The organism is Oceanobacillus massiliensis str. N'diop (assembly GCF_000285495.1).
Lineage (GTDB): Bacteria > Bacillota > Bacilli > Bacillales > Amphibacillaceae > Oceanobacillus > Oceanobacillus massiliensis.
In genome coordinates, this window is sequence record NZ_HE610982.1 from 13708 (window position 1) to 33091 (window position 19384).

Annotated in this window: 15 protein-coding genes and 5 tRNA genes; 1 reads left to right on the top strand and 19 read right to left on the bottom strand. The window is 41.3% G+C overall.

Features of this window, described 5'->3' with window-relative positions; all coding sequences use genetic code 11:
* Nucleotides 1-18: 18 nt before the first annotated feature.
* The 10 genes from OMHG_RS17195 to sigW all read right to left on the bottom strand — a co-directional run bounded on the left by OMHG_RS17195 (nt 19) and on the right by sigW (nt 13780).
* Nucleotides 19-2430 (bottom strand): heavy metal translocating P-type ATPase, encoded by a 2412-nt coding sequence (locus OMHG_RS17195; protein ID WP_010652181.1) that lies wholly within the window; start codon nt 2428-2430, stop codon nt 19-21.
* On the bottom strand, nt 2423-2788 hold the full coding sequence (locus tag OMHG_RS17200; protein ID WP_010652182.1) for an ArsR/SmtB family transcription factor: 366 nt from the start codon (nt 2786-2788) through the stop codon (nt 2423-2425). The genes OMHG_RS17195 and OMHG_RS17200 overlap by 8 nt, the downstream gene beginning before the upstream one ends.
* Nucleotides 2789-2928: 140 nt before the next feature.
* Nucleotides 2929-3537 (bottom strand): CadD family cadmium resistance transporter, encoded by a 609-nt coding sequence (locus tag OMHG_RS17205; RefSeq protein ID WP_010652183.1) that lies wholly within the window; start codon nt 3535-3537, stop codon nt 2929-2931.
* 911 nt (nt 3538-4448) lie between these two features.
* Nucleotides 4449-6251 (bottom strand): glutamine--fructose-6-phosphate transaminase (isomerizing), encoded by a 1803-nt coding sequence (gene glmS, locus OMHG_RS17210; protein WP_010652184.1) that lies wholly within the window; start codon nt 6249-6251, stop codon nt 4449-4451.
* A 506-nt stretch (nt 6252-6757) separates the two neighbouring features.
* Nucleotides 6758-8551: a S9 family peptidase gene (locus tag OMHG_RS17215; RefSeq protein ID WP_010652185.1), complete on the bottom strand. Its 1794-nt coding sequence runs from the start codon at nt 8549-8551 to the stop codon at nt 6758-6760.
* A gap of 316 nt (nt 8552-8867) precedes the next feature.
* Nucleotides 8868-10217 carry a phosphoglucosamine mutase gene (gene glmM / locus OMHG_RS17220; RefSeq protein ID WP_010652188.1) on the bottom strand — a complete coding sequence of 450 codons (1350 nt, stop codon included), beginning with the start codon at nt 10215-10217 and terminating at the stop codon, nt 8868-8870.
* A 65-nt stretch (nt 10218-10282) separates the two neighbouring features.
* Complete coding sequence (locus OMHG_RS17225; protein ID WP_010652191.1) at nt 10283-11509, bottom strand: CdaR family protein; 1227 nt, start codon at nt 11507-11509, stop codon at nt 10283-10285.
* On the bottom strand, nt 11502-12323 hold the full coding sequence (gene cdaA / locus OMHG_RS17230; protein WP_010652193.1) for a diadenylate cyclase CdaA: 822 nt from the start codon (nt 12321-12323) through the stop codon (nt 11502-11504). Before cdaA ends, OMHG_RS17225 begins: the two co-directional genes overlap by 8 nt.
* A 242-nt stretch (nt 12324-12565) precedes the next feature.
* The gene (gene rsiW / locus OMHG_RS17235) at nt 12566-13201 is read right to left on the bottom strand and encodes an anti-sigma-W factor RsiW (protein ID WP_010652196.1); all 636 of its coding nucleotides are present in this window, start codon (nt 13199-13201) and stop codon (nt 12566-12568) included.
* A gap of 15 nt (nt 13202-13216) precedes the next feature.
* A complete protein-coding gene (gene sigW / locus OMHG_RS17240) occupies nt 13217-13780 on the bottom strand; it encodes an RNA polymerase sigma factor SigW (RefSeq protein ID WP_010652199.1) in 564 nt (187 codons plus the stop codon).
* Between the two features lie 194 nt (nt 13781-13974).
* Between sigW and OMHG_RS18110 the strand changes: the two genes are divergently transcribed.
* Nucleotides 13975-14115: an aspartyl-phosphate phosphatase Spo0E family protein gene (locus tag OMHG_RS18110; RefSeq protein WP_010652200.1), complete on the top strand. Its 141-nt coding sequence runs from the start codon at nt 13975-13977 to the stop codon at nt 14113-14115.
* A gap of 156 nt (nt 14116-14271) precedes the next feature.
* Here the strand turns inward: OMHG_RS18110 and OMHG_RS17245 are convergent, their stop codons facing one another.
* The 9 genes from OMHG_RS17245 to OMHG_RS17285 all read right to left on the bottom strand — a co-directional run bounded on the left by OMHG_RS17245 (nt 14272) and on the right by OMHG_RS17285 (nt 19369).
* Nucleotides 14272-15375: a phosphomevalonate kinase gene (locus OMHG_RS17245; protein ID WP_010652202.1), complete on the bottom strand. Its 1104-nt coding sequence runs from the start codon at nt 15373-15375 to the stop codon at nt 14272-14274.
* A 12-nt stretch (nt 15376-15387) separates the two neighbouring features.
* Nucleotides 15388-16365 carry a diphosphomevalonate decarboxylase gene (mvaD, locus tag OMHG_RS17250; RefSeq protein ID WP_010652204.1) on the bottom strand — a complete coding sequence of 326 codons (978 nt, stop codon included), beginning with the start codon at nt 16363-16365 and terminating at the stop codon, nt 15388-15390.
* A gap of 39 nt (nt 16366-16404) precedes the next feature.
* Nucleotides 16405-17367, bottom strand: a complete 963-nt coding sequence (gene mvk / locus OMHG_RS17255; RefSeq protein ID WP_010652205.1) for a mevalonate kinase — start codon at nt 17365-17367, stop codon at nt 16405-16407.
* Nucleotides 17364-18653 carry a hydroxymethylglutaryl-CoA reductase, degradative gene (locus OMHG_RS17260; RefSeq protein WP_010652207.1) on the bottom strand — a complete coding sequence of 430 codons (1290 nt, stop codon included), beginning with the start codon at nt 18651-18653 and terminating at the stop codon, nt 17364-17366. Before OMHG_RS17260 ends, mvk begins: the two co-directional genes overlap by 4 nt.
* Nucleotides 18654-18892: 239 nt before the next feature.
* Nucleotides 18893-18965, bottom strand: a tRNA-Lys gene (locus OMHG_RS17265).
* Between the two features lie 36 nt (nt 18966-19001).
* Nucleotides 19002-19076, bottom strand: a tRNA-Gln gene (locus tag OMHG_RS17270).
* Nucleotides 19077-19086: 10 nt separating this feature from the next.
* Nucleotides 19087-19171 (bottom strand) — tRNA-Tyr (locus OMHG_RS17275).
* A 42-nt stretch (nt 19172-19213) separates the two neighbouring features.
* Nucleotides 19214-19289: transfer RNA gene (locus OMHG_RS17280), tRNA-Thr, on the bottom strand.
* Between the two features lie 4 nt (nt 19290-19293).
* Nucleotides 19294-19369: transfer RNA gene (locus OMHG_RS17285), tRNA-Val, on the bottom strand.
* Between the last annotated feature and the right edge of the window lie 15 nt (nt 19370-19384).

The following is a 19384-nucleotide window of genomic DNA, read 5'->3' on the forward strand; positions in this document are numbered from 1 at the left end:
ACTCTTGGGGAAAGTGTACTATTCTTTTACTCTCATCAGTCGCAAACTATTTAATGCTACCAAAATAGTAGCTCCCATATCTGAAAGAATAGCAATCCAAAGCGTTAACCAGCCTGGAATAACCAATAGTAAAGCAATTAATTTAATTCCAATAGCAAAAGTGATGTTAGCTTTGATGATATTTAGCGTTTTTCGACTGAGTCTTACTGCGAATGGAAGTTTGCTTAAATCGTCTCCCATTAAGGCAATATCAGCAGTTTCGATTGCAGTATCTGTACCAGCCCCGCCCATTGCTATTCCGACAGTGGATGCAGCAAGTGCAGGAGCATCATTAACACCATCGCCAATCATAGCTACATTACCATGCTCCAATTGCATTTTTTTAATAAAATCTAATTTATCCTGTGGCATCAATTCGGATTGAATATCAGATACGCCTACATGTGCACCAATTGCATTTGCGGTACCTTGATTATCACCAGTCAGCATTATTGTTTGCTTAATTCCTAACTGGTGAAGTTTTTGAATCACATTTTTGCTTGTTTCACGTACTTCATCTGCAACGGCAATTACACCGAGGATTGTTTGTTCCGTTCCAATGATCATGGCTGTTTTTCCTTGATTTTGTAGGATTTTCACATTGTTTTCAAACTCAAGGCTAAAATCGGAAACATTTAATTCCTTAAAAAGTCTTGGACTACCAATATAATAGGTTGTTCCGTTTACAACCCCTTTTATACCTCGCCCAGTAATCGAAGTGAAGTCTTCCACCTGCACATTCGAATAAGGAATATTATCTTGCTCAGCCCTCTGCATAATTGCTGAAGCCAGTGGATGTTGTGAACGATATTCTAAAGCTGTAATGATGGAAAATAGTTCTTTTTCTTCCACTTGATTATTTAATACTTTAAAATCTGTTACCATAGGTACACCTTTTGTCAGTGTTCCTGTTTTATCAAATGCGATTGCCTTGATGGCTCCCAATTCCTCCAAATAGACACCGCCTTTAATCAACACACCTTTTTTAGCCGCATTTCCAATTGCCGAAACAATCGAAATTGGAGTAGAAATTACTAATGCACAAGGACACCCAACTACAAGTACTGCTAATCCTTGATAAACCCATGTATCCCAACCTCCACCAAAGAATAAAGGCGGAACGACTGCAACCAAGGCTGCAATAACCATAATGATCGGAGTGTAATATTTTGCAAACTTATCTACGAATGCTTGGGCTGGAGCACGCTCCCCTTGTGCTTCCTCAATAAGATGAATAATCTTGGCGATAGTTGTATCTTCTACATATTTAGTTATTTTTACTTCTAACAGACCCTCTTCGTTAAGCGTACCTGCAAATACTTCATCATCTACCGTTTTGGCAACAGGGACTGATTCTCCTGTTATAGCTGCCTGATTGACAGCCGACAATCCATTCACAACTAGCCCATCCATGGCAATTTTTTGCCCTGGTTTGACAATCATAATATCGCCTACAACAATATCATCTACATGGATCATTATTTCCTGACCATTTCGTCTAACAAGTGCTTCTTTAGGAGCAATATCCATCAATGAACGAATGGATTGTCTTGCTCTATCCATAGAGAAACGTTCAAGTGCTTCACTGATTGCAAAAAGAATGACAACAATAGATGCCTCTGCCCATTCGCCAATGATAGCTGCTCCAATAACAGCAACGGTCATCAGGGTTTTCATGTCAAAATCAAAGCGTAACAAATTTTGAAAACCAACTTTAAATAGTGAATATCCTCCAATTACAATCGAACCTATAAATAACATTGAAGTTACCAGGTTATCTTCTCCATTTACAAAGTGAGAAAGGTAACCAAAAGCAATGAGTAATGTGGCAAATAGTAATGTACTGTGTTTTTTATAAAATGGTATTTTCTCTTCTTTTTGAACCTTGTTATCCTCTCTGGTCTCTTTTGTCGTTTGATTCGCTAGTTTTTCAGGAAATACTTTAAGACTCTCGAAAGCACCCGCTTTTTCAAGTTCTTCAACCGTTGTGTTTCCGTAAACATCAATTTTAGAAGCTCCAAAGTTTACTTTTGCATCCTGGATTCCCGTTATTTGTTTTACATTCTTTTCGAATTTCGTTGCACAGCTTGCACAGGAGAAACCTTCAATTCGGTAAACATTTTTATCTTCAATTACTACAGGTTCGACCCGTCTTCTAGTTTTCTCTGGTGCCACTTTAAGATTCTCGAAAGCACCAGCCTTTTCTAGTTCTTCAACGGTTGCACTGCCGAAGACATCAATTTTAGAAGCTCCGAAATTGACTTTAGCATCTTGCACTCCTGGTAGTCCTTTTACATTTTTTTCAAACTTCCCAGCACAATTTGCACATGAGAACCCCTCAACACGGTAAACATTTTTATCTTCTGTTAAGGTTTTTGCTGTATTATCCAACTTTCATTACCTCCCTCTGATGAACGAAGGCTTTTTCTACGAGCTGTTTAACATGCTCATCATCTAGTGAATAATAGACTAACTTCCCTTCTTTACGATATGTTGCTATACCTAGATTTTTCAATAATCTTAAATGATGGGATGCCGTAGCCTTTGAAGATTCAATAATATTCGCTACATCACAAACACATAACTCTCCCTCTAAAGACAAAACGTAAGCAATTTTAACCCTTGTATCATCTGACAGAGCCTTAAAAACCTTTGCTACTTCCATAGGATTTTGTTTAGCAAGATCATTTTTAGCCCTGTTTACTTTATCTTCGTGAATACAGGTAACTTCACAAATATCTTTTGTCATAATATTTCCCTCACATTCAAATAGTTATTTGTATATTAATTATACTCATAATATATCTCACTATAAACAAATAGTCAAATGATTGTTTGATTGTTTGTTTTAGACTTCTTAGACAATTTTTTAATGTAACTTTAAAAATCTTAATTAATCCAATTTAGTATCCAACTGAAAGTTCCATTTTCATACATAATCATAATACCTAAAGCTACAAATACAATTGGAACAATAATTCTTTCGTATTTTTCCACTGTTTCAGATACACCTTTTACAGCTGCTATACGCCGGCATAGATATAATAATACTGCAGCTAAAACATAATAAATGATAATCGTAACTACTAATTCAAACGTATTTAAGGTGGTGAAATAAGGAATGTATACACCTAAGTTATCTCCACCAGCAGCTAACATAATGACTGCTACACTAAGTATAAAACTGGTGAATCGGTTTGTATCTATAATTTCTTCTTGATCATCGTCGTCTTCTTTTTCAAACAAAACCTTTAGACCGATGAATATTGGAACCAAACCAAGTAATCCAATCCAGTGTTGTGGTATTAATGTAAGTCCAAAAGCTGCCAATAGACTAATGGCAATTAGTATAGTAAATCCTATATATTGTCCTAAAAAAATATCTCTAACAGCCCTTTTTCTCCTCTCATTTTGAGCAAATAGAACAACTAATATGACAATGTAATCAATACTTGTCGCTATGTATGAGACAATAGCCGATACGATTGTTGTTACCAAAGCGAATCACTCCAATCCTTAAATATTTGAATAAGTTTCATTTTTCTCTTGATCCATTGTGTCAGTTTATATATTCAAACATTCGTTTGACTGTTAATATCAATTGTAATTTTACAGCTATATATTCTAATAGTCAAATGGTTATTAGATTAACATCGCAAAAAATTGTGAGCTTCTATTGCTAGCTAATAGCCCGATTGCTGAATGCCATACCAAATCTGTGAGATGTCTTTAATCTAGCCAGAAGGACTAAGCCTATACCTATTTCCACTTATCTCTTATTATTTTCTTTCTTCTACTATATGTACCTGTAACTTTCTTCTTCCCCAACCAAATCCCCCTCTATCCCTTATCTCCCAAGGATCCAACCCCATTTCTATGCCACAAGACAATGGAACTTAGTTCTTCCCCAAATCACTTGATTTCCCCCTCTTTTTCCACTTCCGGGTTGTATAGAATATTCCGCCATTGTAACTAAGTTCTTCCCTATAGCAGAAGGACGAGACCCAAGAGAATATTGAAAATGTAGCAGTTTTGGGATGGTGTTACAGTTAGGTAACATACTGAATAGAGATTGAAAATCCGTTGGATTTATAGGGTTAGGAAAACAATTGAAAAGGGATTGAACTCCTACGGAATCCAGTAATGGCAACGGTTCGGGGGGGGCTTTCTCCCGATTTTAGGAAAAAGAAAAAGGGACGAAATCCTACTGGACCCGCCCCGAATTGATATTGATTTTTGATTGGAAAAACCGGTTGAATAACGATTGAATACATAACGGTCTGCCCGCTGCTCTTCCCCGATTCCTTTGCCGTTTGGATACCAACTATAAAGCAGGAGGTACCGACTTTTTAGCAGAGGGAAGAGGAAAGTAACAGCTACATACAAATCTACTTACCCTACACCAAATCCTACTCAACCGTTACCGACTTAGCAAGGTTACGCGGCTTATCTACGTCGCATCCGCGCTGCAAGGCAGCATAATATGCAAGCAGTTGCATTGCAACCACACTCGCAAGTGGTGCCAACAATTCGTGAACATGCGGCAATACAAAGGCATCATCATCTTGTTCCAAACCTTTCATACTGACTACCATTGCATTCGCTCCACGGGCCACCACTTCCTGAACGTTACCACGAATGGAGTAGTTTACATTTTCCTGTGTTGCAAGAGCAATGACAGGTGTCCCCTCTTCAATCAGGGCAATTGTTCCGTGTTTCAATTCTCCACCGGCAAATCCTTCTGCCTGGATGTAGGAGATTTCTTTCAATTTCAATGCAGCTTCCTGCGCGACATTGTAATCGCCGCTTCTTCCGATAAAGAAGGCATTCCGTGTAGTGGCAAAATAGTCTTTTGCCAGCTGCTCGAATTCTTCTTTCTGATCGGTCAGCACTTCCATTGCATTGGCAACAATCGCAAGTTCCTGCATTGGATCAAAGTCCAGCTCAAGTCCCTTCGCATTTGCTGTATCAACTGCAAGGATTGCCAATACGGCTATTTGGGCAGTATATGCTTTTGTCGATGCAACTGCAATTTCAGGTCCTGCATATAGATGCAGTGTATAATCTGCTTCACGAGAAAGGGTGGATCCTGGCACATTTGTAATTGTAAGTGCTGGGTATCCCATTTCTTTGATTCTCACCAATACCGATCTGCTGTCAGCTGTTTCACCACTTTGTGAGATGAACACAAACAATGGATGTTCTGACAGTAATGGCATATTATATGAAAACTCACTTGCAACATGGACTTCAACTGGGATGTTTGCTAATTTTTCCAGAAACTCTTTACCAACCAAACCTGCATGATAACTTGTTCCGGCAGCGATGATGTAGATGCGGTCTGCCGCTTTCATTGCCTTACGGATATCAGCATCAAGCTTAAGTTCATTATTCTCATTTTGGTATTCCTTTATAATTTTACGCATAACAATCGGCTGTTCATCGATTTCTTTCAGCATGAAATGCGGGTACGTACCTTTTTCGGTATCACTTGCATCGATTTGCGCTGTAAACGGTTTGCGTTCAACAACAGTGCCCTCAAGTGTCTGTACCTCTACAAAATTACGATTTACAAGTACAATTTCTTTATCAAAGATTTCAAGATATTGATCTGTTTCCTTCAATGTTGCCATTGCGTCACTTGCCACAAGGTTAAATCCTTCACCAAGGCCGACAAGAAGCGGGCTTTTGTTTTTAGAAACGTACAATGTTTCTTTATCTTCAACATCAATCATTCCAATAGCGTAGGAACCTTTCAGAAGCCCCATAGTTTCACGGAATGCAGCAACAGTATCTTCATGTTTTGCATAGAATTTATCAATTAGCTGTACGATGACTTCCGTATCTGTGTCACTTACAAAGTCAACATCGCTTAAATATTCTTTTTTCAGGTCATTGTAATTTTCGATAACTCCATTATGAACAAGTGTAAATCTTCCAGACGCGCTTTGATGGGGATGTGCGTTAATGATGCTTGGTACACCATGTGTCGCCCAGCGGGTATGGCCTATTCCCATTGTTGCATGAACAGAGCTATCCACTTTATCTCGAAGTGCTGCAATTCGGCCTTTTACTTTTGTTAGGTTGACTCCCTCATCATTCAGGGTAGCAATCCCTGCAGAGTCATAACCTCTATATTCCAGTTTTTCTAGTCCATTTAATAAAATATCTTTTGTATCGTTTTGTCCGATATATCCTACTATTCCACACATATCGATGTCCTCCTAATAATAAGGGGCAGACAAACGAACCTTTATTAACTACAGGGGCGCTGAACTGCCCCTTTCTCGTTTTATTTTTATTTTTATTTTAATTTGAACATCATTCTTTATCCTTTTGTCCAACAAGTCACCTTATTGTTTTAAGGAATAAAGCTACGACTGAGATATCCAGCCGGGAGGCATCCGCCGAAATCCTCGATAACCTCCACCTCGTCAACTATTTCCCTTTTCCGTCCGAAATAGTCCTGGCGCTTTTTATTGCTTTTAAAACCTCTATGCCCCTTCCTCTTCTTGAGTAAAAGTCACAGCCCTATTATATTCCTCATTTTTCAACAAAATAAACATTTAATAAGAGCTCACTATATTGTAACCGAGAAAGCAATGAATGGTCAATACAAATTACGGAGCATCTTTTTAAGTTAGCTTATGAACTTTATATTGACTATGTTCATGCACAAAAATAATAACAGCTCTTCCATCGCGGAAGAGCTGTTCCTTTATCCCTGATGTCTTTCCATAAATTCAAGCATTAAGGAATACACCTTGATTTCATTTTCCTTTTTCGAGAATCCGTGTCCTTCATCTTCCAGCACAAGATATTCAACATCCCGTCCCTTTTCTTCCAGCTTTGCAACGATTTGGTCTGATTCCTCTTTTACTACGCGTGGATCCTTTGCGCCTTGAATAACGAGCATCGGTCTTGTCATTGTATCAAGATAGGTGACTGGCGAGTCTTTTATGAATCGCTCCTTATCACGTTCCGGATCTCCAATCCAGCGTTCCATGATCGGCTTCCAGTGAGCGGGTACAGAATTAACAAAGGTAAAGAGATCAGATGGACCGAAGATATCAATAACTGCTTTAAAATATTCCGGATGACGACCATGTAAAAGCAGTGCCATATAGCCTCCATAGCTGCCACCGACCAGGAATAGCTTCTCACGGTCGGTTATGCCGTTATCGAAGAGCCATTCAATTCCTGCAACATTATCCAGACGCGGTCCTTCTCCCCAGTCCTGTTCGACCAATTTCACAAAGGACGATCCATAGCCCGTGCTCCCGCGGAAATTCGGCGCAAAAATACTATAGCCCCGGTTAAGGAAGCATTGGAACATGGAGCGGAAATGTTTCCGTTCCGCTGCTTGCGGTCCCCCGTGCGGCCAGAAAATCGTATAGCCATTATCATGTTCCGGTTTGGCTTTAAATAAAAGTGCCTCGATTTCCATTCCATCAAATGATGGATATGAAACGACTTCCGGGTCCACCATATCTTCCTCACTTAATCCTAGTACACGGTTATCCGTAAGTCCCTTCCAGTCTTTTCCGTCAGCAGACTGGAATATATTTTGAGGAATCGCGGCACTTCCGCCTAATATATAGAGACCTCCGGATTCTGTAATTACAAGTTTTTGGATTAAATCCATTGGCACGGATAACTTCTCCAGTTTTCCATTTTCAAGGAAGTAGCGATAGAATAAATCAGTCACTCCTTTTTCCGTAACCAGATACAGGGAATTGGTCGATTGATCAAACTTCAATGTCGTGATACTTTCCTGATCGATTGTCAAAACAGAAGCAAATTCCTGTGTCTCCATATCAAACTTAGCTACATAGCTATATTCACTTTCATAATCTGTTACAAAATAAATCGTTTGATTATCAGTAAAAATCGGATCGAACGACATATGTACTTTTTCCGGGTCTGGTGTTATTGACCATGTCTCTTCTCCTTTTTTCACAAATCCAGTTACATATGTATTTGCAAACGCACGCAAATAGACAAATGCCTGTTCGTCATCAGATACTGCAGCAAGTTCCGTTGGAGAGATTTCCCCTTCATTCAATAAGGTATCCGTTCCGTCCTCAAGGCTGCGCACTCTTGTATTGAGCATAGATGGGTTTCCTTTTGACGTAATATAATAGATCCGTTTGCCATCATCACTTAAGTGGGCAAAGTAATATTTCTCCTCGGGTTCTCCAGTAATCAATGGCTGAGGAAGCCCTCCATCAAATGGTAATGCATAGATCTGATAGTTCTCATCCCCATCCTTATCATAGCCAGTAAGTACATAACGATTTTCTGGATCAAATTTCACAAAGCTTGCGGCTTCATCGTTATGGGCGAATAAATATGGGAAGCCCGGACCATCCAAGTCTAATGCCCATAAATTCATCTTTCCATTTAGATTAGATGTAAAGACGAGTCTTTTCTCATCCTTGCTGACCGCAAAATCGGTAATGGAATACGTGCGAAAGAATTGTTCTACTGCTGGTTTTGGAAACTGTATCATTCATCATCCTCCTAAAGATTTAAAACGATTCATATGTATGTACATCGATGTCTGACTATCATTTTTTGTTTTCACTTTAATTATAAACTATTCTGACATATTGAGATACCGTTTGGCACTTTATTTTTGCTTTAGATCTTTTCTTAAGTGTGGTTCTGCACTTTGCATGTGATTAGAATTGTGACGTATCCAGAAATGATTGGTGCTTTATATCCGCTTCGGAACTATATCTTGCACTGCAGCTTAAAAGGAATCGGGTCCTAAACGGCCAGGAAAAAAATGAGCTGCTCTCCATCTTAGGAAAGCAGCTCTCTTATTAATCCTGTAATCCAATCAATCTTTCAATAACTTCTGCTACTCGTTCTGCATACCGCTCACATTCTTCTTCTGTTGGAGCTTCAACCATAACCCGTACAAGTGGTTCTGTTCCAGATGGTCTAACAAGGACGCGGCCCTGGTCACCCAGTTCACGTTCCACTGCTTCAATCTCCGTTAAGACCACCGAATTAGTAAGTGCCTCATTCTTATCGGATACTTTTACGTTTTTAAGTATCTGCGGGAAGACTTTCATCTCTCCAGCAAGCTCTGACAATGGTTTGCCTGTTTCTTTCATTACATTGACCAGTTGTAATGCGGATAACATTCCATCCCCTGTCGTAATGTAATCAAGGAAGATGATATGCCCGGATTGTTCACCGCCAAGGTTATATCCGCCTTTACGCATCTCTTCCATGACATAACGATCTCCAACTGCGGTTTTATCACTGCGCATGCCGTTTTCCTCAATTGCTTTATAGAAGCCAAGGTTGCTCATTACAGTTGAAACGACGGTGTTGTGCTTAAGCATACCAATTTCATTTAAATATTTTGCGCAAATATACATGATTTGGTCTCCGTCAACGATGTTTCCTTTTTCATCAACTGCAATCAGGCGATCTCCGTCTCCATCAAAAGCAAGACCGATATCAGCACCTTTTTCTTTTACAAATTCCTGCAATGTTTCCGGATGCGTTGAACCGACGCCTTCGTTAATATTTAATCCGTCTGGTGTAGAACCGATTGAGAAAATGTCGGCCTCGAGATCGGCAAATAAATGTGTTGCAAGACTGGATGTTGCACCGTGCGCACAATCGATTGCAATTTGCAGTCCTACAAAGTCATTATCAATGGTATCTTTTAAGTAGGAAAGATATTTCTGGCCGCCTTCAAAGTAATCGTTGACGACACCGACGCCGGCCCCGGTTGGACGCGGCAGTGTATCCTCATCTGCATCCATTAGCTTTTCAATTTCTTCTTCCTGCTGATCCGTCAATTTAAAGCCATCCGGACCAAAGAATTTAATTCCATTATCTTCGACGGGATTATGGGAAGCAGATATCATGACACCAGCCTGTGCACTGGTTGCTTTTGTCAAATATGCTACACCAGGAGTGGAGATCACTCCAAGACGCATTACTTCTGCACCTATAGATAATAAACCAGCTAAGAGTGCACCTTCTAGCATGTGGCCTGAAATACGTGTGTCACGCCCTATAAGAACACGGGGTTTTTCGATATCCTTTGTCAGCACATAGCCCCCACAACGTCCAAGCTTATAAGCCAGTTCAGGTGTAAGACCTTTATTGGCTATGCCTCTAACGCCATCAGTTCCAAAATATTTTCCCATTATTACCTCTCCTTTAAATTCATCCAATTCAACTGCATCTTTACCAAAACATTGCCTCTTATCGATCAGTTGATTTCAATCCTTACTTCTTCCAGTTCACTCGTAATCGTTATATTTTCATTTTCCGGTCCATTTATAGTTACCGGAACGGTATGTTCTCCAGGTTCAAGGCCACTCAAGTCGATGGAGGCACTAAAATCTTCGGCTGTCCATTCACGAATTTCGGATTCATTGCCTGTAACAGTAATATTCACTTCAGGGCTTTCTGGTTCGACATAGGTGACAGTCTGTCCATCTTCCAGTTCCTCTTCTGTGATAGGAATGGCCTCGAATTCTCGGGTTTGCTCTAAGTCCAATGTTACCTCAATTGTGTCCATTTCAGGAGCGTTTACTCCCTCCGGCAACGCCAATTGTGTTTCGATGGTACCAGATTCCGTTATTTCGGATAAGTCAATTTCCTCTGTCGCTATTTCCGTGATTCCTTCCAATACGTTACTGGTGGCAAAGACTTCGACTTCTTCTACATTCGCAGAAACGGAATTTAACGAGTAGCCCTCCGGAAGTTCACCACTGGTATCTACGGTAACCGGAACTGATTTGCTTGGATTGTCAATATTCGCCGATACTTGTACACTTTCTGGATCAATTCTAACATTCAATTCATTACCTTGTGTATCATAAGCATTTACAGGAACTTCCCGATTATTGATGGAGCCTTCCAGCCCCTCTAGATTAACATACACCTTGATGGCACCGATTTGCTCGATAACCGATCTGGAACTTGTTATCGTGACCGTTGAAGGTTCCAGCTCGTAGTCAACAAGTTCATATCCGGGTGCCAGCTTATCACTGTTAATAAAATCGGCAACAACATCGAATTCTTCGCTTGCTCTCTCCTCAATGGTAACGTCAATTGTCTTTGGCTCGATAAAGGCACTGACATCGTTCGATATTGTATGCTGCAATTCGACGGTATGCTCCCCTTCGCCAAGTCCGCGAAGATCGACAAAAACATCAAAGTTCCGCTGTAATGCCAGCGGTCTAACATTACCCGGCGATCCCTGCAAATTGACCATAACGAATTCAGGCACGCCGCTGACAACATAATTTTCTTCATCTATTCTTATTTCAACCGGCACATCATCCAACAATTGGGCTTGGTCAGAGTTCCCTGATAATCGTGACTCCGACTCATTTGAATTAACGGTAACACTCACAAAAATATATAAGAACACGGCAAATGCCAATGATGCTATTCGTACAAACCATTTGCTCTTAAACCAATTATCCATTCTTACTTTCCCTCCGTTTCCATGATTTTTTTTCAGAGGTTTTTTGTATTAAGGATAAATGTGCACGCAGCATCTCCCGAAGGCTATCCTGATCCAAGTCTCTATGGAGCTCTCCATTTTTGGTACAGGAAACAGCTCCCGTTTCCTCGGATACCACAATTGTCAATGCATCTGTTACTTCGCTGATGCCCATTGCGGCACGGTGTCTTGTCCCAAGTTCCTTCGATATGAATGGACTTTCCGATAATGGAAGGTAGCAGGCGGCTGCCGTTATCTCACCTTCCTTAATGATTACAGCACCATCATGGAGTGGCGTATTCGGTGTAAAGATATTCGTCAATAGCTGATGGGACAGTTCTCCATTGATAGCTATACCTGTCTCAGCATAATCACCAATACCTGTTTCTCTTTCGATGGATATCAGAGCACCAATTCTTCGTTTTGCCATATAATTGCAAGACTGTAGAATAGCTTCAATTTGCTGTTGTATAAGTTCTTCCTCAGATTTAGCACTTCGCGAAAAAAGATTTCCCCGTCCAAGCTGTTCAAGTGCTCTTCGCAGTTCTGGCTGGAATAATATAATAATAACAATCAGTCCCCATGAAATGGCCTGATTGGTCAGCCATTGCATCGTTTGGAGATTCAGTATGATGCTCAGTGCCCAGACCACTAAGACCACAATAATCCCCTTCAGCAGCTGTATCGCTTTCGTCCCCCTGATCAGCATCATCAATTTATACAATACATACCAGACGAGAGTTATATCTACGCCTATTCTTAGCAGATCCAAAAATTCTAATCCCCCATCAAGCATGCTCACCCATCCTTTAGCAGTAAAAATTTATTTTCATAGTTGTTCAAGAAAGAAGTTCGCAATCATTGATAAATATACGTCAGTCTTTTGAACATCCTCTTATAATTTATAGATAGTCAACGATATTTATTATAACATAATTTTCCGGAAACATATGCCAATAGCTACCGTAATATAAAGAAATACCCGGATAAGTTCACCAACTATCCGGGTATTTCTCAGTTATTGCAACACTATGGAATTCAGAAGGAAAATATCCCTTTAAAAAGGCTTTTGACCTTGTACCACATCCACTCAAACATCTGGTCGACCTTTTCAAGTTCACCATTGACCCCTCCGGCCGATGCCATCAAACCCTCACCGTCCAGTGGCGATTCATGGATCAGTTCGCCATTTACCAATGTGACATCGCCATCGATCGTGCCCTCTATAATCAAGTTTCCATTTTTCACAAGGACATCTCCGGGTACGGTTACACCTTCTGGGACAATCACTGTATCGCCTTCAACAATTAATTCTTTCTGTTTGGAAACGACGAGTTCCGTATCCTGGCTCCAGGAAGTGACCATCCCGCTCATCATGAATATGAAAAAGATTGCTGCCGCAGTGATGACAGGATGTAATTTGAACCAGCGTGTATACTTCAACCGCTTCTTTTCTGTCGGAAGTTTCATCATAACCTTTTGGGTAAAATCTTCTGGCGCAGCGAAATTTTCCGCACTCTTGATTAATGTTATCGTTCGCTTTAATTCATGAAAATGCGCTTGACAGTCTTCACAACCCTCTAAATGTGAACCCAGAACGGCTTCCTGCGCTTTCGTGAGGTCACCGTCCAAATATTTATGCATCAATTCGATTGTTTCCTTATTACAGCTCAAGTAGAACACACTCCTTTACACATGACGAAGCCTTTTTCTCAAAGCTTCCCTTCCGCGATGTATTCTGGTTTTGACCGTTCCTAATGGAATATCCAGGATCTCGCTTATTTCCTGAAGGGAAAATTCCTCCAAATAACGTAACATGATTACGCTGCGATATTTTGGTGGCAGTTGTGATATTTCATGATGAATATAGCGCTGCAGCTCCAGACTTTCCACTTCTTCCCCGGGAAGGCGTTCTTCACTTGCCAATTGGGAATACATATTCAATCCTTCCGTCCCTTTTACGACCGCATCCAGATAATAATCAGGTTTTCGTTTTCGAATACGGTCTATCGTTAAATTGGTAGCAATACGATACAACCAGGTAGAAAACTTTCTGCGATCATCGAACGAATGAATATTTACATATGCACGTATAAAAGCCTCTTGTGCTATATCCTCCGCCTCATGTGCATTACCAAGCATCCGATAGCAATGCTGATAAATTTTACTCTGGTAGAAGGAAACCACGTCACCAAATGCCGACTGATCGCCCTTCTTCACCTGTTTTATTTTTTCTTTAATAAATTGATCCATCAGTTTACCTCCGCTTACTATGCGGTACTCTTTATACGACTGTGTAATACAAAAGGTTTCAATTTTTTTCGTATTTTTTCCCAGCAAAAATTATTACTTATTCACCGCGACAATTTATATTTATTTAGAAGTTTATAAATGAAGGAATATGGGTATTTTCTATTATTAAGTATACTAGATAGGAGGAAATTTTTGTGACTTTAATTGAAAAAATAGAAGAATGCCGTGAAGAAATGATTTCCCTTTCCTGCACAAATGACCTTACCTCTGAGGCAGTGATCGCTTCGAGTGTAAAACTTGATGAACTGATTAATGAATACCAAAAGGCAATATGAAAAGAGGACGGTATACAAAAAGACAAAAACAAATAAAGAGACATTAATTTTTCAAGGACCTCCTTAAAAGTTAATGTCTCTTTTATTTTGGTTTATAGCAATGCGGCTATATATTCCAACAGAGCCTTACGTTATAATAAACAATCAATTCGGGATTCAGTACTGCTCCATCGGCGAGGCACCTTGGCGGCTCGGCTGGATAGTCAATGGTTTAATCCCTGCTTCTTCCCATGCTTTCATTAATTCCAGCGCTTTTTCCTTGGAAGGCATAAAGGCAATACCACAATCGCCCCCTCCAGCCCCGGATGGTTTTCCTGCTCCACCAAGCGATTCTGCGAGATCACATAGCTTGGTCAGTAAAGGCGTCTCAATCAATGTGTCTGCATTTCCGCCAACCGTGGCAAGCGCTTCTCGGTTCTGCTTGACACCTTTTAACAAAAGCGCAACATTATCCTCATCCATTCCTTTAAGAAAATCGCTTACTGCCCGGTCGCTGTTTTCAAGAAAGGATTGAAATGCATCTGGATGATCTGTTTTCAATTGCAGGATCTTATCTACAAGCTTCGACGTGGAAGCCGGTTTGCCTGTCCAGCCAACACAAAAATAGACATTTTTTGGCATTTCGATTTTCTGCAAGGAATAATATACCCAATCCATTTCAAGCAATGCTGATATGGATTCACTCTCTACATAGGCATTTCTCAGCCACTCCGCCTGAAAGGAAGCATACTGCAGGAGACCACCAAAGGATGATGCGGCTACGTCCGCTCCAGAACCGTTTCCCTGGGTCTTCACATGCGAGATAGCGGCAAGCTTAAAGATAAGCTCTGAAGAGGGGTTATCAAGAAACCGATGCAGGATGGCCGATACAACCGAAGTTACGACCGCTGCGCTCGACCCCAATCCATATTTGATACCCGATTCATCATCAAGCTCACTGCGGATGGAGAGACTAAATGGTGCCAGTTCAACCTTCTTCTCCCTTAAATATGTACAAGAAATGGACATCGCGTCTCTGACAAATCCTACCCTGTTATCGTCGCTTGCGACTTCTACCTGATCCGTTTCGTATGACCAGCCAAGTTCATAAAGGCTGAAATCGTGCAAGGTGAGTTTATTTGAATCACTACCGTGAATAGTTGCATAAACAAAACGATCTACTGCCATCACTGCTAGATGATGGTTTGGTTCCAGGACAGCGAATTCCCCTGCTATCATTAATTTCCCTGGCACTCTAATGGTAATTGGTCTATTCGACAAAAAGTTCAACCCCTAAAGATAGCTTATTCCCTGACCGGGTTTACTTAAAATCACATCGGTGACACCAGGTATTTCACGCAGTGTCTTTTCTACACTTTTTTCATGTTCCGGCAGGTAGAGAACCTTTACATTTGGTCCTGCATCAATCGTGAAATAAACAGGTATTCCGTTTGCTCTCATCTCCTGGACAGTCTGCATCACCCGCATCGTTAAATCATTCCAATATGTAAAAGGAGGATCTGCTGCCAAGGTTGTAGCATGCATCTTCAAACAGTTCGCTTCTGCTATCTGGCCTGTTTTTTCGAAATCCTTCGTATGGATAGCTGCCTTTATTTCTTTTAAGTCCTTCGAAATGCTGTCAATCCATCCAGGATAGAATGGCGAAGTCTCCACCGTGCGCTTCATTCCAGCACGGCTCGACACTTTTTTGACTCTAGAGGAAAGGACTACTGCCGCCACACGGACATCCCAATGCTCAGCAGATGCAATTGGCACAGCAAATGAATCGGACCCATCTTCCTCACTTCCCATTTGCCATTCAGAAAATCCGCCATAAATGGAACGGCTGGCAGAACCAGATCCCTGCCTCGTAAGCCTGGATAGTTCCTGATCATTCAGCTCTAAGCCAATTGCCTTTGTTCCAGCCGCTGCCAGCGCCGCAAAGCCAGAAGCTGATGAAGCAAGTCCCGCAGCCGTAGGAACAGCATTTATAGAACGCACATTGGCATAGAGATCTTCCCGGCCGGCCAAACGGCGAATCAGATTGAGAAACTGGGTCACACGATGATATGCGTCTCCTTCGACAGGTTGATCATCGAGTAAAAACCGGTCTTGCATCAAACCTTCCTGGAAGTCTACTGTTGTGGTTGTATAAAAGCCGTCCAATGTTAGGGAGAGACTGCTGTTGGTAGGCAGAATCAGCGATTCATCACGCTTCCCCCAGTATTTTATCAAAGCAATATTTGTGTGTGCCTTTGCTGTTGCTTTCATCCCTTATCTCCCTTTTATCCCATTTCAATCTATTTCTTTCTACTTCTGCTTTTTTAAAACAAATGGCCATACTGAAGTTGCACCATACTTTCTCAGTTTTTCTGCCAGCTGCTTCGAATGGACTTCATTTTGGGCAAGCGCGATGATACAGCCGCCATTCCCGCCACCAGTTAGCTTCGCCCCCAATGCCCCTTCTTTTCGAGCGAAATAAATAAGCTTATTCAACCCAGAATCACTTACTCCAAGTGATTCCAATTCCTTTTGCGCTTCATTCAAAAGCTGGCCGAGGAATTGTTTACTTGCCTTCTCCAACGCGTGTTTGGCATGATGCGTCAGCTCGCCGATACGGTCGATTTTACGTTGGATTCTTTTAGGTGCGGTTTTCAACAAATGTGCTACAGATGCTACGGAAGTCCGTGTATCACCGACTCTTCCAGAATCTGCTACGATAAAATGAAAATCTTCACCGAGATCAATATAGTCAATTGGATTTTCCTTTTCGTACCACACTGGTGACTTCGATGTGATTGTCAGTGTATCAATCCCACTGGGAGCTCCGTGCGCATACGTCTCCGCAACGTTTGCAAGCATTAGTAATTCTTCTTCGGAACATTCCCTCTCTGCATAGTCAAATATAGATCTGATCACAGAGATGGCGACAGAAGCACTTGAACCCAATCCTTTACCAGGCGGAATGGAGGAGTTAATCCGAATCAGCAAATCTTTACAGGGAAACTCTAGATATTCGAGCGTTTCTTCTATACAATTCACAATCCCATGCAGAGATTCCGGTGCCAGATGAAGAGGTCCATGGTAAAAAGCACTATCAATTTTAACGAGACCCGGTACCCGTTCAATGATTGTTTCGACACCAATTAAAGGGAATGGAATAGCGATTGCTGGTTGTCCGTGCACAACTGCATGCTCTCCAATTAAAATTAGTTTACTATGAGCTATACCTATAGCTGTTTTCTCTGAAGTAGTTACTTTTTCTGCACTCATTTTGTATACTCTTCCACCAATTCTTTAGCTTTTCCGACACGGATTTCTTTTTCTTCGATTAATTTCTCCGCAATGATATCAATCATCTCCCCTGAAGCCCCTGCTGCAATTGCAACCGAGCGGGAATGCAGTGCCATGTGGCCCTTTTGAATACCATCCGTAGCTAATGCCTTCAAAGCTCCGAGATTTTGTGCCAAGCCAACCGCAACAATGACTTGAGCAAGTTCCTTGGCTGATTCTATCGACATGAGAGAAAGCGAAAGCTCTGCCAACGGGTGGACTCTCGTAGCTCCACCAACAGTTCCTATCGACATCGGCAACTCGATTTCTCCCACGAGATTTCCTGCTTGGTCTTTAGACCATGTTGTCATCGACCCATAACTTCCATGACGTGCGGCATATGCATGTGATCCAGCCTCGACAGCACGCCAGTCATTACCAGTTGCGATAACAACAGGGTCTATTCCATTCATGATACCTTTATTATGTGTTACAGCACGATATGGATCCGAAGCCGCGAATTCATATGCATGAATAACTCCATCACGGACTTCCTCTCCCGAATAATCTCCAGTAGAAAGCAGTTCAGGAGGAATCACACAACGGGCTCTTGCCAGACATTTATCCGCATAATTGGATAAAATTCGCAGATACACTTTTCCATTTGTGATTTCTTCAACAATCGGGGCAACGGATTCGACCATGGTATTGATTATATTTGCACCCATGGCATCACAAGTATTGATATACATATGGACAACAAGCATTTTCCCATATGATGAATCTGAATCCTCATTAAGTATTCGGACATCCAGATCTTCAGCCCCACCGCCTCTGGAGACAATACTCGGGTATGCAGCATTCGCAGCATTGATCAATACTTCTTTTTCATTTAATATAGCCTGCTTTGCTGCATGAAAATCTGAACAACCGACCACCTGAATCTGCCCTATCATGACTCTTTCCGTTGCTTCCGTATGAAATCCACCGGCACTTCTTACGATTTTGGCGATATGGCTTGCAGAAGCAACAACAGATGCTTCTTCTATTACCATTGGTATGACATAATCTTTCCCGTTTATGAGGAAATTCAATCCTAATCCAAAAGGAAGCTGAAAGGTACCAATAACATTCTCAATCATTTTATCTGCGGTTTCAGTGGAAAGAGGTTCTTTTATATATAGGCTGCTCAATTCCTCAGCAGAGAAATCCAGCTCCTTTTTCAGAAGGTCCCGCCTCTGTTCAACAGACAAATTATAAAAACCGGGGATTCTGGAAGACTTCATCCTGGATCATCCTTTAATATCGTAATATATATTAAAATACGTTATTTTTAAATTTATACTAAAATAAATTATAACATGATATCCCTATTTTTTTCATCCGAAGTATCTGCCTCTTTAAATAGACGCTAAAATGAACTGTACCCATTATGTTAAAAAAAGCCCTAAAATGCAAATAAACAAGGTTGTATGTGACCATAGCGACCTTGTTTATTTACTGATACTGTATTCTATTAAAGTGATGAGCCATGAAGGATTCGAACCTTCGACCCTTTGATTAAAAGTCAAATGCTCTACCGACTGAGCTAATGGCTCGAAAAATATTTCTTGCTTAACCCTGCATAGATAAAATGGCTGGGCCACCAGGATTCGAACCTGGGGTACACGGGATCAAAACCCGATGCCTTACCGCTTGGCTATAGCCCAACAATAGTAGTGGTGGAGGGGGGCAGATTCGAACTGCCGAACCCTGAGGGAGCGGATTTACAGTCCGCCGCGTTTAGCCACTTCGCTACCCCTCCGTACATATTGTTAACTATACTTCATTCAGTTATGCAAAAAAATGGTGCCGGCCAGAGGACTTGAACCCCCAACCTACTGATTACAAGTCAGTTGCTCTACCAGTTGAGCTAGGCCGGCAAAATGGTGGAGGATGCAGGGCTCGAACCTGCGACCCCCTGCTTGTAAGGCAGGTGCTCTCCCAGCTGAGCTAATCCTCCATATTGGTGACCCGT

Bases quoted from the DNA above. Each gene is read 5' to 3' on its own strand.
- OMHG_RS17200 (WP_010652182.1), bottom strand. From the start codon at position 2,788: ATGACAAAAGATATTTGTGAAGTTACCTGTATTCACGAAGATAAAGTA.
- glmS (WP_010652184.1), bottom strand. From the start codon at position 6,251: ATGTGTGGAATAGTAGGATATATCGGACAAAACGATACAAAAGATATT.
- OMHG_RS17215 (WP_010652185.1), bottom strand. From the start codon at position 8,551: ATGATACAGTTTCCAAAACCAGCAGTAGAACAATTCTTTCGCACGTAT.
- glmM (WP_010652188.1), bottom strand. From the start codon at position 10,217: ATGGGAAAATATTTTGGAACTGATGGCGTTAGAGGCATAGCCAATAAA.
- OMHG_RS17225 (WP_010652191.1), bottom strand. From the start codon at position 11,509: ATGGATAATTGGTTTAAGAGCAAATGGTTTGTACGAATAGCATCATTG.
- cdaA (WP_010652193.1), bottom strand. From the start codon at position 12,323: ATGCTTGATGGGGGATTAGAATTTTTGGATCTGCTAAGAATAGGCGTA.
- sigW (WP_010652199.1), bottom strand. From the start codon at position 13,780: ATGGATCAATTTATTAAAGAAAAAATAAAACAGGTGAAGAAGGGCGAT.
- mvaD (WP_010652204.1), bottom strand. From the start codon at position 16,365: ATGAAAGCAACAGCAAAGGCACACACAAATATTGCTTTGATAAAATAC.
- mvk (WP_010652205.1), bottom strand. From the start codon at position 17,367: ATGAGTGCAGAAAAAGTAACTACTTCAGAGAAAACAGCTATAGGTATA.
- OMHG_RS17260 (WP_010652207.1), bottom strand. From the start codon at position 18,653: ATGAAGTCTTCCAGAATCCCCGGTTTTTATAATTTGTCTGTTGAACAG.